Origin of the sequence: Paenibacillus xylanilyticus, from assembly GCF_047246825.1 — a bacterium.
GTDB classification, from domain to species: domain Bacteria; phylum Bacillota; class Bacilli; order Paenibacillales; family Paenibacillaceae; genus Paenibacillus; species Paenibacillus xylanilyticus_B.
The window spans coordinates 240575-259459 of the sequence record NZ_JBFOLB010000006.1; the positions used below are offsets into that span (position 1 = coordinate 240575).

The 18885-nt window shown below is 49.5% G+C and carries 15 protein-coding genes; 5 read left to right on the top strand and 10 right to left on the bottom strand.

Going from position 1 to position 18885, the window contains the following annotated elements; translation table 11 throughout:
- Positions 1–154: 154 nt before the first annotated feature.
- Positions 155–2128, bottom strand: coding sequence for a methyl-accepting chemotaxis protein (locus tag AB3N00_RS26225; RefSeq protein ID WP_413037191.1), 1974 nt, complete (start codon positions 2126–2128; stop codon positions 155–157).
- Positions 2129–2363: 235 nt separating this feature from the next.
- On the opposite strand from AB3N00_RS26225, the gene AB3N00_RS26230 reads away from it, so the two are divergent.
- A complete protein-coding gene (locus AB3N00_RS26230; RefSeq protein WP_413037192.1) occupies positions 2364–3797 on the top strand; it encodes a serine hydrolase in 1434 nt (477 codons plus the stop codon).
- Between the two features lie 125 nt (positions 3798–3922).
- Here the strand turns inward: AB3N00_RS26230 and nagZ are convergent, their stop codons facing one another.
- From nagZ to AB3N00_RS26265, 7 genes are read right to left on the bottom strand one after another with little or no spacing between them, the layout of a single operon-like run.
- On the bottom strand, positions 3923–5575 hold the full coding sequence (nagZ, locus tag AB3N00_RS26235) for a beta-N-acetylhexosaminidase (protein WP_413037193.1): 1653 nt from the start codon (positions 5573–5575) through the stop codon (positions 3923–3925).
- 58 nt (positions 5576–5633) lie between these two features.
- Positions 5634–6812 (bottom strand): exo-beta-N-acetylmuramidase NamZ domain-containing protein, encoded by a 1179-nt coding sequence (locus tag AB3N00_RS26240; protein ID WP_413037194.1) that lies wholly within the window; start codon positions 6810–6812, stop codon positions 5634–5636.
- Positions 6812–7522, bottom strand: a complete 711-nt coding sequence (locus tag AB3N00_RS26245) for a hypothetical protein (protein ID WP_413037195.1) — start codon at positions 7520–7522, stop codon at positions 6812–6814. The genes AB3N00_RS26240 and AB3N00_RS26245 overlap by 1 nt, the downstream gene beginning before the upstream one ends.
- Positions 7523–7572: 50 nt before the next feature.
- Complete coding sequence (locus AB3N00_RS26250; RefSeq protein ID WP_413037196.1) at positions 7573–8682, bottom strand: ABC transporter ATP-binding protein; 1110 nt, start codon at positions 8680–8682, stop codon at positions 7573–7575.
- 50 nt (positions 8683–8732) lie between these two features.
- The gene (locus tag AB3N00_RS26255) at positions 8733–9566 is read right to left on the bottom strand and encodes a carbohydrate ABC transporter permease (RefSeq protein WP_413037197.1); all 834 of its coding nucleotides are present in this window, start codon (positions 9564–9566) and stop codon (positions 8733–8735) included.
- Positions 9567–9610: 44 nt separating this feature from the next.
- Positions 9611–10534 (bottom strand): carbohydrate ABC transporter permease, encoded by a 924-nt coding sequence (locus tag AB3N00_RS26260; RefSeq protein ID WP_413037198.1) that lies wholly within the window; start codon positions 10532–10534, stop codon positions 9611–9613.
- 49 nt (positions 10535–10583) lie between these two features.
- Positions 10584–11936 carry an ABC transporter substrate-binding protein gene (locus AB3N00_RS26265; protein WP_413037199.1) on the bottom strand — a complete coding sequence of 451 codons (1353 nt, stop codon included), beginning with the start codon at positions 11934–11936 and terminating at the stop codon, positions 10584–10586.
- Between the two features lie 354 nt (positions 11937–12290).
- Between AB3N00_RS26265 and AB3N00_RS26270 the strand changes: the two genes are divergently transcribed.
- Positions 12291–13253, top strand: coding sequence for an N-acetylglucosamine kinase (locus AB3N00_RS26270; protein ID WP_413037200.1), 963 nt, complete (start codon positions 12291–12293; stop codon positions 13251–13253).
- 22 nt (positions 13254–13275) lie between these two features.
- Positions 13276–14181 carry an N-acetylmuramic acid 6-phosphate etherase gene (murQ, locus tag AB3N00_RS26275; RefSeq protein ID WP_413037201.1) on the top strand — a complete coding sequence of 302 codons (906 nt, stop codon included), beginning with the start codon at positions 13276–13278 and terminating at the stop codon, positions 14179–14181.
- 151 nt (positions 14182–14332) lie between these two features.
- On the opposite strand, the gene AB3N00_RS26280 is transcribed toward murQ, so the two are convergent.
- Complete coding sequence (locus AB3N00_RS26280) at positions 14333–15172, bottom strand: MurR/RpiR family transcriptional regulator (RefSeq protein ID WP_413037221.1); 840 nt, start codon at positions 15170–15172, stop codon at positions 14333–14335.
- Between the two features lie 123 nt (positions 15173–15295).
- A complete protein-coding gene (locus tag AB3N00_RS26285; RefSeq protein ID WP_413037202.1) occupies positions 15296–16522 on the bottom strand; it encodes an anhydro-N-acetylmuramic acid kinase in 1227 nt (408 codons plus the stop codon).
- A 419-nt stretch (positions 16523–16941) separates the two neighbouring features.
- On the opposite strand from AB3N00_RS26285, the gene AB3N00_RS26290 reads away from it, so the two are divergent.
- Positions 16942–18261 (top strand): N-acetylmuramoyl-L-alanine amidase, encoded by a 1320-nt coding sequence (locus AB3N00_RS26290; RefSeq protein WP_413037203.1) that lies wholly within the window; start codon positions 16942–16944, stop codon positions 18259–18261.
- Between the two features lie 35 nt (positions 18262–18296).
- Positions 18297–18854 carry a GerMN domain-containing protein gene (locus tag AB3N00_RS26295; protein WP_413037204.1) on the top strand — a complete coding sequence of 186 codons (558 nt, stop codon included), beginning with the start codon at positions 18297–18299 and terminating at the stop codon, positions 18852–18854.
- Positions 18855–18885: the final 31 nt, after the last annotated feature.

The following is an 18885-nucleotide window of genomic DNA, read 5'->3' on the forward strand; positions in this document are numbered from 1 at the left end:
ACTGGTTCACTTAAAAATGGCCCCTGCCTAGGCAGAGATAACCTTAAGTTGGTTTCTTACGTCATGACATATCCTTTACAGACAAAAAAAGACTACAGGATTTCAAGTCCTGTAGTCTAAATTGTAGCCAGCTTCGGTAAAGCTGAGCATCCGATTATAATTTGAAGCGTTCGATCATGCTCTGCAGATCTTCAGCCATTCGGGACAAAGCGGCAGATGAAGCTGCAACTTCTTCCATCGTGGCAAGCTGCTCCTGCGCAGCGGCAGAACCATCTTCCGTGCCGGAAGCAATCTGATCGGATAATACGATGGTATCATTCACTGCTTTGGTGACGTGGTTCATTCCACCATCGATCTGACGAGAGGCTGCGGACACTTCTCCGGCTTGTGCCGCAACAAGCTGCACAGCATCTCGAATCGTGCGGAATGCATCCCCTGCTTCCGTAATAAGCTCTGAACCTTTGACCATGCCTTCCCCTGTGCGTGCAAAGGTAGACTGTACCGCGTACGTTCTCTCCTGCATTTCACGCATTAATTCATTAATGCGCTCAGCAGAGCTGCCCGAATTTTGTGCCAAAGCTTTGACCTCATTCGCTACAACGGCAAATCCGCGCCCTTGCTCTCCTGCTCGTGCTGCTTCAATGGTTGCATTTAATGCAAGGATATTGGTCTGTTTGGCTATCGTGGTAATTTCGGCAACGATCTGAACAATCTCTTCATTTTTCGCCCGGAGATCCTCAATAACTGCTGCCATAGCTTCACTCTCTTCATTGACCTGCTGAATATGAGCGACTGCCTCTTCCACAGTAACCATCCCGGCTTCAGACTTAGCCGATGCCTCTCCTGCAATGCGGGCTGCTTCCTCTGCACTGGAGGAGATCTCTTTGACTCCAATGGACATCTCTCCGACGAGCTGACTCGTAGCAGCCAGACTGTCGTTTTGTTTGGTTGTTCCTTCTGCTGCATCCTGCATCAGTTCAGCGACCTGTTCCGTTGCTTTGGACGTCTGTTCCGAACTGGCCATTAATTCCTCGGAAGATGCTGCGAGCTGGCTTGATGTATCATGCACTTCTCCAAGAACATTGCGCAGTGATGAAGTCATGGAATCGAAGCTGTCTCCAAGCTGTCCAAATTCATCCCGCCGCTTCAGCCCTACGCAAACCGTGAGGTCCCCGGCGCTTACCTTGGATGCGGCTTGGGTAAGCTGCTGCAGCGGACGAATAATTCCTCGGATGATGAATATGAGCAGGATCATTCCAATGACCAATGAACTTCCCACAAGCGTGTAGGTTCGAATCATAATCGGTCTAACCGCTTCATCTGCTTCAGAAGGAAGCATCTCACCGACAATTTTCCATCCTGTCGCCGGGTTGGTGAAATATACAGCCTCCATTTCTTGCCCTTCATACGTATACTTCACGGTTCCTGTGTCGCTGGTGTACATTTTATTAATATAATCTTGGTCTGACTGCACACCCGATTCGATATTGTAATGGAACAGGAATTTCCCGCCATTGTCCAGCATGTACAGCTTTCCTTTTTCACCAATATGAATCTGATCTACGTTTTCTTTCAAGTGGTTAAGACTTACATTGGCTCCAAATACACCTTTACCATCAGCCAACTTGGCAGAAGCGGTCACAACCCACTCTCCTGTTGTTGCCGACTGGAATGTGTCCGAAATGATAGGTTCATTTGCTGCCATACCCATCGTATACCAGCTGCGTTCCCGCGGATCATAGATCTGTTGTCCAGGATCAGGAGACTTCATCCAGCTTCCATCCTCGGCACCAATCGTCAGGACGCCCAGCTCTTTATGGTTTTGGGACATATGATCCATTTGTTTTTGCAGTGCAGGCGATTTATTAATAACATCCTCAGAAGTAAAACCCGCAGCGAGCTGTGCGGCGTTATCCTTCTCCATGTTGAGCATCTGATCAATCTGTAAACTGAGCATCTCTGTTTTGGCCTGTGCAGAATGCAGGAGTTCTTCCCTGACCCGCTCTGCCGCTTTATCATAAGATAACCACCCGACAGTGATACTCGGCACAATCAGGAACAGAAGCAAAACAGCGATTAGGCGTTTCTTTACGGTTAAAGTGAACCAGCTGCGAATCCTTTTCTTCATATAACTATCCCCCATCATCATCTTCACCTTTCTTTTTATCGGACGATTATCATGAAAATATTATGTATGAATATGAAATCTCGTCGAAATTCTATTATTTCTGTTAGGCTCTTATGTTTGCTGGCTCTCCATCCGTTTTGACCCCCTCTACGAGATCGTTTACAATGTTTCGTAAGCTGGTTATCTATGAAAAGTCTGGAAGGAGAGGATTCACATCACACGTAAATTGCCTCATGTGCATCAATCAGTTTCTAAGGCATATTTATCCCTATTTCGTATTCTGCTCGCATTCATTCTGGTTGCGGGTCCGATGCTGGGACAATTCAGCACATCCCTATCGGCTGCCCAGAATACTCAAGCAGTTCTTATTGAAGTTAATGGCGAACCACAATCTTGGAAGAATACACCTCAGATCTATAAAGGAACAACGTACGTACCCCTAAGGGATGTCGTCCAGTCGGTGAAAGGTTCCTTGAAATGGGATAACCGTACCAAAACGGCTACCATCACCGTTGGAAGAGATACTATGGTTCACCAGGCAGGCAGCGACTCGATCAAAGTCAACCATGTACGCTTGGATGCAGGAGTGAACTCCCGTACGGTTAAAGGTACGCTTATGGTACCTGTCCGTCCTATGGCGAATGCCCTGAAAGCGGATATTAAAGTCGGACGCACCGCATCGGGTCAGATGAGTGTGAACATCCAAACAGATAAAGTCAGTTTGCTGGACAACGAAGTCACCAGCGTGGATGCTTATTTGCGTGAAATCCACTTCCCTGGCATGGCCCTTATTGCCCGCAATGGCGAAGTATTGCTGCGTCAAGGATATGGACTGGCCGATGAGAAGACGCTGAACCGTCCGGATCAGAAGACAAGAATTGCTTCATTGAGCAAGTCTTTCACGGCAGCTTCCATTCTCAGCCTCGCGGAAGAAGGCAAGCTGAATGTACAGGATCCAATCTCCACATACATCTCTGGTATTCCAAAGGGCGATGAGATGACTCTGCATATGCTGTTATCCCAAACCTCCGGGCTTCCATCCGCGTTTGGTCGGGGGGAAGGAACCTCGCTGGAAGAAACGGTAGAAGAAATCCGGCACAAAACACTGAAGTTTGAACCAGGCACTGCCTATCTCTACAGCAACAGCGGTTACGTGCTCCTGGCTTATGTCATTGAACAGGTATCCGGCATGAGTTATGCCGACTACGTTCAGCAGACAATCTTGCAGCCGCTCGGCATGAAAAACTCCGGAGAGGCATCACGGAAGGTCAAAACCATCAGTGGGTTCGTCGCAGAAAATAACAAGTGGGTGCCCGCTCCTTATTACGTATCACAATCGGGATCAGGGACGATCTATTCGACGGTTGACGATATTCTTAAATGGGACCGGGCACTGTACACCGATCAGATCCTGAGCCAGGAGACCATTGAACAGATGTACAAGCCCTACTCGGATAAAAATTATGGCTACGCCTGGATTCTCAAGGAGAATGGTGATAATCGCACGGTCTTCCACAACGGCAGCGGCGGCGGTTTTGCCACAGCCTTCTCTCGCAATCTGTCTGATGACGTAACTATTATCCTGCTTGGTAATCATGCCGGCATGGATATGACTACTCTGATAGATGAAGTAGAGGCACGTACAGCCAAAGCGTTGAAATTGCAATAATCAACTTATACGCAACTCAAAGAGACGACCCTATGAAGGGTCGTCTCTTTGAGTTATATATTGCTGCCATTTGCAGGAATGAGCCAACTTGGTTCAAGTCCTTTTTGGAAAGCAGGATACGCAATTCAAATCAGATTCACCGGAAGCCTTCCGGTAAAAGGAATATGCCCCATCATTGCTAGGGCAACGCTATCCATGGCAAGCGGGCGGCTTTCGTAAGCCGCAACATAGACTCGCACATCAGGAAGCGCCAGCACATCATAGGGACTCCGCAGCGCGACCACAGCCAGCGGTTTGCCCAGTTTCTGAAGCCAGCCTATCAGCCTGCACTGCGGATCACCGGAAGGACTGCCCGCATTATAGGTCCCCACCACGATCTGCCGAATGTCCCCCTCTTCCGCAGCCTGAAGCAGACGCGCAGAGGAAATCGCAACTTCCTCCGGTGTTACGGTCAGTTCAACAACCTCAAGTCCGTGGCTCGATAATGCAGAGCCAAGCGTAACAGCCTGGTTCAACTGCTCGTCAGCAATTGTGGTCACCGTTGCAGCAATAGTAATCACCAGCGTTCGTTCCGCCTTCAGCGGCAGCATATCCAGTTGATCGCGTACCAGGGTAATACTGTTCTCACTAATACGTCTCGCCACCTCTTGATGCTGCAAACTGTTGCGCTCTGGCCGCTCGGTCGAGGCTAACTCATTAAGCACCTCCGCCTTGGCGGTTACATCCATTCCCATTTCCAGCAACCCGCGCTTCCCTTTGTACATTAGCAAGCGGACAACGGATTCATCGATGCGGCTCTCGCTTATCCGCCCGCTCTTCACAGCTGCTTCCAACGCTTCAAAAGCCTCCACCTGAAGCTGAGCCGTGTGACTGATTAGTACTAAGTCGGCTCCCGCTTCAACCGCCATCACCGCCGCCTCAACCGTGCCATAATGAACCGCAATGGCGTTCATCTCCATACAATCGGTCACAATGATGCCTTCATAGCCAAGCTCCTGCCGCAGCAGTCCACTTAATACCGTGTTGGAAAGTGTAACAGGAAGACGCTGGGGTTCCAGTGCCGGGAAATAAATATGGGCCGACATCATCGCATCAACTCCTTCTGCGATGGCAGCCTGGAAGGGCACAAGCTCCACCCGCTCTACCCGTTCCCGGTCATGTGCAATTACGGGTAGATCCAGATGGGAATCGGTATCCGTATCTCCATGCCCCGGAAAATGTTTTGCTGTCGCAGCAATACCGGCCATTTGAATTCCTGCAATGGTCTTCACCCCATAATCCGCAACCATTTGAGGCGACTCGCCGAATGAACGCACGCCGATAACAGGATTGGCAACATTATTGTTTATGTCCAATACCGGAGCAAAATTCATATTAATCCCCATGGATTTTAGCTCTAACCCGCTGATATATGCTGCTTCATACGCATCCTTGGTGGACCCCGCAGCAGCAATCGCCATCTGTCCAGGCATCAAGGCAATCCCATTTGTAATCCTAGCCACCATGCCCCCCTCCTGGTCAATGGATATCCAAAGGGGGAGATGACCGCTTTTGTCGGCAATTCCCTGTAAACCGGCAGATAACCGCTCCACCTGCTCTGGTGACTCGATGTTGCGTGCAAAATAAATTACACCGCCGATCGGGTAAGTCTGAAGCAAGTGCTTTATGTCCCCATCCGCTTCGGTACCATGAAAACCACACAGCAGCATTTGTCCAATTTTCTCACGCAGCGTCATCCGTTTCAGCTTCTGTTGGTACTGCTCTATTACCGCATTCATTCCATGCCTCCTCCCCAATGACTAACATCCCTCATGATGCAATGCATGATTGCACTTCTCATGGATATAACAAAAACGGCTTGCGCCGCTCTCTCCATTCCTTCGCCTGTGCATTCCACACTTCAATCAAACGATATAATTCTCCCCGGTCATGTATACCTTCCCTGACTTCCTTGCCTCCCGTCAACAAATCCATAAAATATCTCGAACCAGGCTGCGGTGGCTCCAGGAAGCGGAAATGATCCGGGTAGAGTGAAGCCAGTTCATGCAGCAGCACCAGTCCTGTCTCCACTGCCCGGAACTCCCTGCTGTCCGTTACGAAAATGCGGACACCGCCGCACAGCTCGCCTGCATGCTTGGAGAACGTCGGAGACATGTACACGGGATGCACATGCACTCCCTTTTGTCCGTGACTTCGAAACCGCGCAGCCAGCTGCTCGCCATCCATCCACGGTGCACCAATCCACTCGAACGGACGGGTTGTCCCCCTGCCCTCCGATATATTGGTGCCTTCGAACAGACAGGTGCCCGCGTATACTTTGACTGTATCCAGCGTCGGCATGTTAGGGGATGGCAGCATCCAGGGAAGCTGACAATCCGTAAACTCCATGCTGCGCTGCCATCCATCCATCGCAATCACCTCCAGTTCGCAGGGGACCTCCATCTCACTGTTTACCAGAAGGGCTAGTTCACCAATCGTCAATCCGGTGCGGACAGGAACACGCCAAGCACCGACAAGCGACTCATATCCCGCATTCAGCATGCCACCTTCCACTACGCTGCCTCCGAGGGGATTAGGACGGTCCAGCACCAGCATTCGTTTGCCGGCTTCAGCACAGGCTTCGATCATATGAATTAGAGTCGAAGCATACGTGTAGTAGCGGACACCTATATCCTGGATGTCAAACAGCACGGTATCCACTCCGGACAGCATGGTTGGCGTCGGTTTCTTGTGCTCTCCATAGAGACTGAACACAGGGATCCCCAGACGCGGATGCACCGTATCCCCGAAACGAACGCCGGCTTGGAGCTCACCGTCCAGCCCATGTTCACAAGCATATAACGCGGTCAGCTTGGCATCTGACAATCCGGCACACACCTCCACTGTCGAGACAAAACCAGCCGTAATGCCGGTTGGGTTCGTCATCAGACCAATTCGGGCATCCATTAACCATGGATGGGAAAAACCTTCGGACAACCGGTCAGCACCCGTTCTTACATGAGTCCCTCTGTTCATCACACATTCCCCTGACTCATCCACCCTGTATGTTGATGATCATTGCCAACAGACAAGGCGGGTTCCTCTTCAGGCTCCAGCACATTTTGAGCAACCTTATGCTGATAGATGGCGAACATGCCTGCGAACAATGCTCCAAAACCAACAACCGTCAACGCCAGCAATGCTGTCAGACACAGGGCCTGGAAACAGGCTCCCATGGTATATCCCGGATGGCGGAAGAACAGCTTCACACTTTCCCCCATTGCCTGGACGATGCCCATGTTTTTTTGCAGCACAAGCTGCCAGGTATAGAACTGTGACATCAGGGCCATAAGAACGAAGAACGTCTGGAAAACACCCACCGCTGTCCCCATCATGCCGCCCTGTCCCCCGTAATACCACCACGTTGACCACAGAATGAAGCCAAGCACGGCAAACAGGATACCTACTGCACCACCTGGTACGAATCCCTTCAGCGTACCAGCCCACAGATCTTTAATTCCATTACGGCGTTCCTTCCGCTCCAACCTGTGATGTACCGCGTAGCAGACACCGAAAACGATGGGCATATAGATCACAGCGAGCAGCATGATAGCGATTGGCAGCGGAGCCAGCATCAGAATTGGAACCAGCACCACTGAACTGACCACACTGTACAAGGCAGCAGGAATAATATCACGGTAGATTTCCACTCCTGATTTGACCAGCACCTCACTTAGCTTACGCATCCCACATCTCCCCTTTCTTGCTGTTCCTTCACCTTGCTCTTACCGATCGACTACTCCCGACCAATGGCCAACTCCGTCTCCGGATCAAAAAAGTGTGCCTTGCGCAAGTCCAGCACGAAGTTTTTGTCCATGCCTACGTATGCATGTGTCTCCGGGTGAACTTTGGCCGTTACGGTGCGGGCACCCAGATGGAAATACACCAGATTTTCCGACCCAAGATGCTCCACAACCTGAACCCGAGCCTGCAACATGTGATCCTTAGGTATATTAGGCGCAACATCATCTCCAAAAATATGCTCCGGTCGCAAACCAAGGATCACCCGTCTGCCCTGGTGGCTCTGCAGACGGACAAGCACATCTGCCGGCAAGGTGAATGACGCTCCCTCCATCACGACCTGCGTCCCTTCAATCTGGGCATCAATAAAGTTCATTGCAGGGGAACCAATGAATCCGGCAACAAACATGTTGCGCGGACTCGCATACAGCTCCTTCGGCGAAGCCACCTGCTGAATGTCACCATGATTCATGACCACGATGCGTTCCCCAAGTGTCATGGCTTCCACCTGATCATGAGTAACGTATACAATCGTGGCTCCGAGCCGCTTGTGCAGCTCACCCAGTTCCACACGCATCTGAACCCGCAGCTTCGCATCGAGATTGGAGAGCGGTTCATCGAACAGAAACACCTGCGGATCACGGACAATTGCCCGCCCCACCGCTACCCGCTGGCGTTGACCACCAGACAGCTCACGCGGTTTGCGTTCCAGCATCGCCTCAAGCCCAAGAATGGAGGCAGCATTCTGTACCTGTTCATCGATATAGGACTTAGGCTTTTTCAGATTTTTCAGACCAAAGGACAGATTTTCCCGGATCGTCATATGCGGGTAGAGTGCATAATCCTGAAATACCATCGCGATATCCCGATCCTTCGGATGCAGATCGTTGACGATCCGGTCGCCGATGACAATATCGCCGCTCGTCTGCTTCTCCAATCCGGCGATCATTCGCAGTGACGTTGTTTTGCCGCAGCCCGAAGGACCAACAAACACCACAAATTCCTTATCTTCTATAACAAAGTCCGAACCGGCGACAGCCGTGAACGTTCCTTTATGATCGTCTTTGAATTCTTTGCGCACTTGGCGAAACTCCACGCGTGCCATAGGTAGATCCCCCTTTACGTTGTCGCTTGTCCTCAACCTGCAAGTTAACCTTAGCCTTTAACCGCACCAATCGTAATTCCCTGCAGGAAGTAACGCTGCAATGAGAAGAACAGAATGATCATCGGTAGAGCCCCAATCGTTGCCCCTGCCATCATGGCGCCAAAATCGGTTGATTCGGCAAATACGAACGAAGCCAGCCCCACCTGAATGGTTCGCATTTCATTCGAATTGGTGATCAGGAACGGCCAGAAAAACTCATTCCATGAAGCCACGAAGGTGAAAATGGCGAGCACTGCAATCCCTGGCTTCGCCATGGGCAGAATCACTTTCCAGAAGATACCGAACTCACTGCAGGCATCAATGCGAGCCGCATGAATCAGCGATGTTGGCAGTGTCGACATAAACTGCTTCATTAAGAAGATGTTGCCCACACTAACAGCAGCAGGCAGAATGATAGCTGTGTACGTATCCCCTAGGTCAAACACGTTGACCATCATAATGTACAAGGGAATCAGCGTAACCTGAGCCGGAATCATCATTGTGCCGAGCAAAACCCAGAATACAGCCTGACTGCCCGGAAATTTCAATTTGGCAAACGCATATCCCGCGAGGGAAGCAAAAAACACATTTGTCACAGTCAGAATGACCGAGATCAGCAGTGAGTTATAGAGCCAGCGCCACGCATCGGTTTTGGCAAAGAAACGTTCATACGGTGACAGCGACAGCTGCTCCGGAATCATCTGCGGCTTAAAAGAGGCAGACATCGTGGTGTCCTGCACCGAACCGACGAGCATCCAGTACATCGGAATGATGGTCACTAGTGCCCAACCGACCAGCAGAATGGATGCAACGACAAGCAGCGTCTTTTTCTGATTAGATTTCATGAATTTGTTCACCCCCGGATGCTTGATGCAACATATCAACATGCCTAATATTCAATATCACTTGAGAAATACTTGAACTGGATAACGGAAATGACGATGATAATGATCGCAAGTACGAAGGACTGTGCCGATGCCAATCCAAACTCGTAGAACTTAAACGCCGTTTCGTAGATCAGATAGGCAATTGTCGTTGTCGCAAAGTTGGGCCCGCCCTGCGTCATCAGATATACGGAGATGAATACTTGAAAAGACGTAATCACACCCGTCACGAGCAGATACAGCGTTGTTGGCTTAAGTAGCGGCCAGGTTATTTTGCTGAATTGGGTCCATCCACTGGCATGGTCAATGTCTGCCGCTTCATACAGTGATTTTGGAATGCCGCCCATAGCTGCAAGATACAGAATAATGCCTGCACCGTGCGACCCGAGCCAGTTCATCAGGATGAGTGAAAAGAGTGCCGTTCCCGATTGGCCCAGCCAGATCACCGGATCAAGTCCGAACAGACCGAGAAAGCGATTCAGCAGCCCCGAATCGGTAGGATCAAAGATCGCCAGCCACACGATGGAGATGGTTACTCCGGATGCTACGGCGGGCAAATACAATGTGGCTTTGAAAAAGGTCTGCCATTTGCTTTTCATCTGGAAGATGAAATAGGACAGCACAAATGTAATGAGAATATTGACCGGTACCGTACCCACGGTGAAGATGATTGTATTTTTAATCGATTTCCAGAACGTTTCATCTTTTACCAGACGCTCGTAATTTTCCAATCCAACCCACGTTGAATTCATAATGTTATATTTCTGGAAGCTCATCACAAGAGCGGTCAGAACCGGATAAAGGGTGAAAATGAGAAACAGCAGGACAGGCGCCAAAATAAACAAATACGCCCACCCGTAGTCTCGCCAAAGCCGGGCAGCCCGGGAAGTCCGGGGCGCGGACGGCTTTGGCGCAAGGGCGGTCTGCATGGCGAATCCTCCTCTCCTAATCATGGTGGTTTTGCGTTTGCGTTATGTTTTATTGTCCGAACATCTGCTGGCCTTTACTTTTGAAGTCTTCTGCAATTTGTTCCGGTGTTTTCTCTCCTGAGAACAGGGCCTGAATATTCGGCTTTACAACCTGCTCCTTGAACTGCTTTTGCTGCGAGGCTTTGTCGATGTCCAGCTCCAGCACAACCGGCATGGCAATATTTTCGGCCATCACCTTCGCAGCATCCAGATTGTCCGGTTGACCCAGTTCTTTCCCTTCAAACAGGTCAGCTTGGGACTGTCTTACGAATGGGAGCGCCAGTTCATTAGCAGAGTTCCCGGCTTTCGCACCACTCAGTGCCTCCATGACCAGGAACGTATTCTTGGCATGCTGTTCGCCTTTGTCCTTCTTCTGTTTGAAGGCTACGTACCCTTCGCCACCCATCGTTGTTGCTGCAGGTTGATCGTCACTGTGCGGTACAGGCAGCAGGACAAAATCAATTTTCTCTCCCTGCACTTTGCCATCATCAATATCCTTGTTACGGTTCTGAATCATCACATCATAATAAGGTATGGCCTTGGAGATCATCGCTGTTTCACCCGCATAAAACATATCCGTCCGTTTCGCCGGGGCAATCGCTGCCGTTTCCTTTGGCATATAACCTTGATCCATCAGATTTTTGATGAAAGAGAGTGTATCCAGAATCCGTCCATCATTCCATTGGAACGTACCGTCTTTGTCGAGAACGTCAATCATGCCGTTATTACGGGAGAGCATTTCAATGAAATCAAGTGAAGTGCCGTCAGTAACGAGTGCGTACTGCTTAGCTCCACTATCCAGCGTTTTGGTCAGCTTGGCAGCTGCTTCATTGAATTCGGACCAGGTCCAGCCATTTTGCTGAATGGACTTCCAGTCAATGCCGGCTTCCTCCAGAATGCGTTTGTTACCACCCCATGCCCATTGGAATTGATATAGAGGCAAGCCGTACTGTTTGCCCTGGATCTGTCCCAGTTCCAGTGTACCTGGCAGATAATCTTCCTTAATCTCAGGAGTCAGGTAGCTGTCCAGCTCGAGCGCCAGCCCTGTATTTACGTACGTTCCGTCCACACTGTGAAAGTACAGATCCGGCGGGTTCCCCGCATTCAGAGCAACATCGAATTTTTTCGGCCCTTCCGCCCAGGAGAGCATCTCCGTCTTCACGGTAATGTTTGGGTGTTCCTTATTGAAATCGGCAATCAGATCTTTTAGTTCGTCTTCATAAGTTCCATGCACCGGGTAGGTCCATACCGTTACTGTATCCTCCGCATTCGGATCGTCCGAAGCAGCACCTCCGCTGTTCCCACAGGCCGTAACCCAGACCATCATCAACAGCATTGCCCATACCAGACTCTTCTTTTTCATCCCTTCATCTCCTTTGCGAGTCTTTCCCGATTATTCCTTTGCCAACTTGCTACCCCTTTGAGATCTTCCAACATGAAATGATGAACCACTCTTACCGTGTGGCAGTAAGGAACAGCACCTCCCTGTAGACCGGACCTGCCAGTACGCAGGCTCAATCACATAAATGCAATATTAACGTCAACTTAGTTGACATTAACAGTATTAATTCCTTCCAAAATTGTAGATTGAGTTCATTATATGAGCTGTGAAATAAAAATTCAACATTATTTTTTAATATAAAATTTAATTTTACTTTTTCATTTCATGCCTCTATACTATGTAAAAAGAAAACCTAAGCAAGCGAGGTGAGCCACGTTGCGAGTATATGCAGGCATTGATGGAGGCGGTACCAATACTGATGCAGCAATCATTTCCGATTCAGGCACGATTCTCGCCAGGTTCAGTGGTGGTCCGACCAATCCTCACAGCGTATCGCCTGAACAGGCCATTTCAGAACTGCGGCGGGTGTTGGATGAGCTGTTTAACCTAAGAAGTGATTTATCGACAATTTGTGAAGGTATATGTCTTGGGATGTCAGGTGTTGATAGTGCACAGGAGAGGCAGATGATTGCTGAAGCCGTAAATGATCATATGAATCACATTCGTCATCAGGATATGGAGGCCTGTCCAGTTTGGGTGGTATCTGAGGGTGAGATCGCCCTTATGGCCACGCTTGGGCATACACATGGGGTCTTATGCATATCCGGTACAGGATCCATCGTGTACGGATTCACGCCGGAGGGCGAACGATACCGCGCTGGAGGCTGGGGGCATCTTCTTGGGGATGAAGGCAGTGGTTATCGCATTGGACAACGGGCACTTCAAGCGGTTATGCAGAGTCATGATGGCATTCTTCCCCCAACCGAGTTAACTCCACTCATTCTACAAGAGCTGGGTTTGCACACTGCCACTGAGCTGAAAAAGAAAGTCTACCAATCCGGCTGGGGAAAGTCCGATACTGCATCTATTGCCCGTCTCGCCATTGAAGCTGGTGATCACGGCGACTCGGTTGCCAGGGTAATCATTACCGATGAAGCGGGACAGCTGGCGAATACAGCCAAAGCTTTGATCACCCGCCATATCACTTTCGAATCCGCTCAGGTCGCCCTGTCAGGATCACTGTTCCGTCACTCTGCATTGTTCCGCAGCGAATTTATACGCAAATTATCGGCATCTTATGGTGAGCTCAGCTTTGTCCACCGTGCGGATGCCCCTTCTCCGGCGGTAGGTGCGGCACAGCTGGCAAGGCTGCGTCGTTCCCTTCATGGATCATTTTGAAAGAGATAAGGAGGCCATACTGATGAATCACATGCTTAACTCATTGTTAACCGAACAGCCGAATCCGCAGACGGATCATATAGATGAACTGCCATCGGCAGCGATTATGGAACTGATTAATAGAGAAGATCAACGGATTGCCGAATTGATTCAACCGCTTATCCCTGTGATAGCCCAGGCTGCGGATCGGATTGTAGAGGCTTTTCAACTGGGCGGGCGGCTGTTCTATGTCGGTGCAGGCACCAGTGGCAGATTGGGCATCCTTGATGCTTCCGAGTGCCCACCGACCTATGGAACGCCCCCTTCCATGGTGCAGGGCATTATTGCAGGCGGTTTTCGGGCCGTGAAGGATCCTGTGGAAGGAGCCGAAGATAGTGAATCGCAAGGGGCCTCCGATCTGGATGAGCATGGCCTGAACAATAACGATGTTGTGGTAGGCATTGCAGCCAGCGGGCGAACACCCTATGTGCTCGGAGCAATGAAACATGCGAGGGAAAAAGGGGCGGCTGTCATCAGCCTGAGCAACAATGCGGGCACACCGATGACCCACCTGGCTGATGTGAGCATTGAAGCGGTGATGGGCCCGGAAGTAGTGATGGGGTCAACACGGATGAAGGCAGGCAGCGCACAGAAAATGATTCTGAACATGCTGACTACGACAGCCATGATCCGTCTGGGCAAAGTCTACCGGAACTTCATGGTCGATCTGAACCCTTCCAACGAGAAGCTTGTCCACCGGGCCAAACGCATGATCCACCTTGCTACCGGAGCGAATCAATCCGATATAGAGCAAGCCTTCGCTGCGGCAGGCGGGCATGTAAAAACGGCAATCGTTATGCTAATGGCAAACGTAGATGCACCGGAAGCCCAGCGCAGACTGGATCTGGCTGACGGCTTCGTCCGTACAGCCATTGCAGGATCTTCCTGACAGAACACGGAGTGTACCGTGTATCTCGTATCTTATTTATTGGCAGGAGCCGGACATTGAGCCAGGCTCCTTTAATTTTTTTTACATTCTTGATCTATGTTCACCCATTAAAAAATCCCTTCTGTTCAATACAGTAAGGGATTTTCCCGCTTCATTTATGTTCCAGGATAGCTTGGCGGCTCTTCTCCAAATATTCAACAGACTGGTTGTAGTCCCGGCTGGCAATCGCCAGGTACAGAATATCGATTACATTCAGCTGCGCAATCCGCGACGATGTTGCTCCACTTCGGATATCGCTTTCAGTGGAAGTAATCTTTAAGGGTACATCTGCCAAACCACTGAGTGTGTTGCTGCCCCACTTGGTAATACTGATTGTCGCAGCCCCGCCTTCGCGAGCATGCTTCAGACAGGAGATTACGTTTGACGTTTCTCCCGAGTAGGAGATACATACAACGGCATCATCTTCACGAAGCGTCGTTGAGGAGGAAATCTGCATATGCGGATCAGTAAACGAAAAGCTTGTGCGATTGATTCGCATGAACTTGTAATGTGCATCCAGCGCAATCAGATTGGAGGCCCCTACTCCATAGAAAAAAATCCGCTTCGCCCGGTGCAGCGCATCAACAGCTTGCTCAACCAGGCGTGGGTCCAAAATATGAACCGTATCCTTCACCGACTGAATATTATTAGCGGATACGTGCTGAATAATGCTCTCCATGGAGTCCTGAGGACGAATCTCCGTATATTGATATTGTTCACCCGTCTGCAAATCTCCGGCAATTTTCAGCTTCAACTCCTGAAACCCCGCAACCCCTAACGATTTGCACAGACGGATAATGGCAGCCGGGCTGCCCCCGCTCCGTTCGGACAGCTGCGCCACTGAAGACTGAACCGTCTCTTGCGGATGATCAAGAATATATGCCCCGATCTTCCGTTCCGATGGAGTCAGGTCATCCATTAATGCGCGTAAACGTACAAGTCCACCTTTCATGCCTTCCATCCGCTCCACCTTTCCGTACTTTGTTCATGTACAAGCATTTTATCCTATAATTCCACCTGAGTCTAATTGGCTAACCCTGTGTTCCACTTCTGTTAATGGGCCAAACTAGGGTGACTACAGCGTAAGCGTACCGGAGATGACTGCATGCTTTGCTCCAGTGACTGCCGGGAGTGTATTCGTTCTTCCCATCAACGCCTCATGGCCCAGGAGTGCAAATCCGATAGCTTCCCTGGCATCATCCGGTATGCCGTAGTCCGCGGTCCGCTCCAGTCGAATGCCTTCCGGGAGTCGTCCTTGAATCATCTTCATTAGTGTGGCATTCGATGTTCCCCCACCGCAAGCCAGCATGGCCGAGATTGGTACATTCGGTAGTACAAAATCCTCCACAGCCCGCACAATGGTCTCCACAGTCAAACAGGTGGCCGTAGCCAGGGTATCTTCCAGGGATAAAGAACGGGCAGCGGCCATTTCCATCAAATGCTCGGCATAAGCGGCACCGTATACTTCTCGTCCAGTGCTTTTGGGAGGAATTCTTTTGAAATAATCATCCTCCAGATACATCTCCACCAGACTCTGATCGGGTTTCCCCTTGGCGGCAATGCTTCCATCTGGGTCATAATGCTGTCTTCCATTCGTTGCCTTTCGCACAATCGCATCCATCACCATATTTCCCGGACCTGTATCAAAAGCAGAGATGCCTTCATGGGATGACGCAGCTGGAAGCACCGTTACATTGCCGATTCCGCCGATATTCTGCACCAGCCGTCCTTCCTTCAGACTTCGAAACATTAGAGCATCGGCATATGGCGTGAGGGGTGCTCCTTCCCCGCCTGCAGCCATATCCCTTGCCCGCAGGTTGCCGATCACCGGCAGCCCGGTCCGTTCCCGCACAACGGCAGATTCACCGATTTGCAGTGTGGATGCCACTTCAAGGCTTCCCTCGGGTCCGGGAAACGCTGTCGCAACGGGTGAATGCCATATCGTCTGCCCGTGCATGCTGATCGCATCCACTTGTCCAGGCGGGATGCCTGCCGAACGAATCAATTTCATGACACTGTGTGCGTACCACTCCGATATGCCAAAGTGGGCCTTCGTCAGGTCATCCACTCTCGCTGTCTCTGGGGAACACAGTCGAATCATCACTTCCCTCAGCTCATACGAGAATGGAATACAGACGAAATCCATCAGACTGATTTTTTCTATTCCCCCGCTGTCATCCGTAAGAATACGGACCAGAGCTGCATCCGTCCCATCAAGAGACGTTCCTGACATCAGCCCTATGATGTAATGCTCCCGCTTCAATCGGTACTGTTCCCACATCGGATAGCTGCCTGTATCCATTATTCCCAACCTCCTGTCAGACTTCATGTACACGTCACCCTGCCATAATTTCACCCAGTATATGATATAAAATTTTACAAGTCAATTATTATATGAAATTTAATTACAAAAGTCTGTCTATCGTATGGAGACCCCTTCTTTTCAGCGAAAATTAACACCATCCATTAATAAATAAATTAAATAAAGCAATAAAAGAAACATTTTTACAAATCTGCTGTTTATATAATGTAGTTAAATTTTGGGAGAGAAATTGTCGCTCACTGATTCGTTGTCTTGAAATTGATGTCGGTGAGTTACAAGCTCTAATATTGTAGAGGTGTATAATGAAGAAACCCATTTTTCTCATGTTTTTGAGCCTGTTTTTTCTATTCTTATTTTCTACTCAGGGGAATGCCGCTGCCAATACGTCTAAAATTTTCTTGAATGGAGAGGAATTATCTCTCCCGCATGATGTTCAGGTGACCATCGTGAATAAGAACGTCATGATTCCAATCCGAGTTGTTGCCGAAAATCTGGAGTTCGATGTCGATTGGAATCAACAAGCCCGTCAGGTAAAAATTCAGCAAAACGACAAAGTGATTTCACTAAACGTTGATCAGAAGCAAGCCACAGTTGCTGACAAACAGGTTACCCTGAATACAGCTCCGCAAATTTTAAACAAAACGCTGGTGGTGCCCATTCGATTTGTCAGTGAACAGATGGGACTTAGCGTAAAATGGAACAACCAAGAGAAGATTGTATACTTAACCGATAACAGTAAAGGGCCTGATGGAGAGCAAGGCAATGATTCAGGAGATAGTGATACCATCTCGTTAACCCATGTGACCGACATCATTTTTGCCGATAATCAGCTGGTTGTGTCCATGGATGGAAAAAAAGTGCAGCCCGTGATAACCACCTTGAAGAACCCGGATCGGCTGGTTGTGGATCTGCCTGGTACAGTCTTTGGTGATATGACGCAACCACTTGATCAAGGGTTTAATGGCAAACTGGACGTAAGCGGATATCCCAATGTAACGGAAGTGAGATATTCCCTTTTTAAACGGGACCCCGGACAAGTCCGGATCGTTGTTGAGTTGAACAATGTGAAGGACGTGCAGTTCGATCAAAACGTTATTGCCGACAAGCTGCTTATTGATCTCAACGTTTCCGGAGACAATGTCACGCCCGCTCCAGTGACTCCGGACTACGATTCAGGACGTAAAGTTGTCGTTATTGATCCAGGTCACGGAGGGAGTGACCCAGGAACAATAAGTATCACGGGCAAACCCGAGAAGGAATACGTTCTGGCATTGGCTCTAAAAGTACAAGCTCTCCTGCTCAACGAGCCGGATATTGAACTGGTCATGACACGTGACAGTGATATCTATCCCACACGTTCCGAACGCGTTCAACTGGCGAATCAGTTAAATGCGGATGTCTTTGTCTCTATACACGGAAACAGTGTAACGGCTTCACCTCAGGCATCAGGTACAGAAACATATTATTATCAGCGCACCAGCAGCAAGGACCTGGCCAATATCATTCATCAACGCCTAGTTCAAGCTCTGGGATTCAAAGATAGGGGCGTCAAGAATGGCAGCTTGCAGGTGATTCGGGAAACCACCATGCCTGCAGTGCTCTTGGAAATTGGTTTCCTAAGCAATGCTGCCGAAGAGAAAGCCATGTCATCCGAGGAAGTTCAGACGAAGGCTGCACAAGCGATAGTTGATGGAATCAAGGAATATCTAGGGATATAAAATATAACGCTATACCAAACGAAGGATGTGATCTATTGAAACGAAAGATGGGATACGTACTACTTTTCTCGTTCATTCTGATGATTGCAGTGGGGTGTGCGCAGAAGCCAGTGAGTGAATCTGGAACGAATGAGCCCAAACAATCCGGAAGTGTACAGCCTCCCAACAATAGTGGGACTCAGGTTGAGCCGAACAAGGAGCAGAAGCAAACCGTTGAAGTATTCTTTGCCGATACACAGGTGCTGGAACTGGAAAAAAGGGAAGTTGAGCTGGAATTCGTAGATAACGACGAAAAATACAAAAAAACATTTGAAGCCTTGCAAAACAATGGGGATCCTGAGCTGGTCTCTCTATGGGAAAAGGTTGAATTGCTCTCTATCCAATATGACGAGAACACATTGACTCTGGATGTTCATATCCCGGATGAAGCCAAGCTCGGCACCAGTGGAGAACTGCTGGCACTGGAAGCTTTAACGACAACAATGTTTCAATTTGATGAAGTAAAGAGTCTGGATGTGCTGGTGGACGGAGAAGCCCTCGATAGTCTGATGGGGCACTCGGAACTGGAACACCCCATTCAACGCGAACGCTAATCATCATGAACAAGGCAAAGAACGTCCTCAA

Bases quoted from the DNA above. Each gene is read 5' to 3' on its own strand.
- AB3N00_RS26245 (WP_413037195.1), bottom strand. From the start codon at position 7,522: ATGCGTAAGCTAAGTGAGGTGCTGGTCAAATCAGGAGTGGAAATCTAC.
- AB3N00_RS26255 (WP_413037197.1), bottom strand. From the start codon at position 9,566: ATGAAATCTAATCAGAAAAAGACGCTGCTTGTCGTTGCATCCATTCTG.
- AB3N00_RS26260 (WP_413037198.1), bottom strand. From the start codon at position 10,534: ATGCAGACCGCCCTTGCGCCAAAGCCGTCCGCGCCCCGGACTTCCCGG.
- AB3N00_RS26240 (WP_413037194.1), bottom strand. From the start codon at position 6,812: ATGAACAGAGGGACTCATGTAAGAACGGGTGCTGACCGGTTGTCCGAA.
- murQ (WP_413037201.1), top strand. From the start codon at position 13,276: ATGAATCACATGCTTAACTCATTGTTAACCGAACAGCCGAATCCGCAG.
- AB3N00_RS26225 (WP_413037191.1), bottom strand. From the start codon at position 2,128: ATGAAGAAAAGGATTCGCAGCTGGTTCACTTTAACCGTAAAGAAACGC.
- AB3N00_RS26285 (WP_413037202.1), bottom strand. From the start codon at position 16,522: ATGGATACAGGCAGCTATCCGATGTGGGAACAGTACCGATTGAAGCGG.
- AB3N00_RS26250 (WP_413037196.1), bottom strand. From the start codon at position 8,682: ATGGCACGCGTGGAGTTTCGCCAAGTGCGCAAAGAATTCAAAGACGAT.
- nagZ (WP_413037193.1), bottom strand. From the start codon at position 5,575: ATGAATGCGGTAATAGAGCAGTACCAACAGAAGCTGAAACGGATGACG.
- AB3N00_RS26280 (WP_413037221.1), bottom strand. From the start codon at position 15,172: ATGAAAGGTGGACTTGTACGTTTACGCGCATTAATGGATGACCTGACT.
- AB3N00_RS26265 (WP_413037199.1), bottom strand. From the start codon at position 11,936: ATGAAAAAGAAGAGTCTGGTATGGGCAATGCTGTTGATGATGGTCTGG.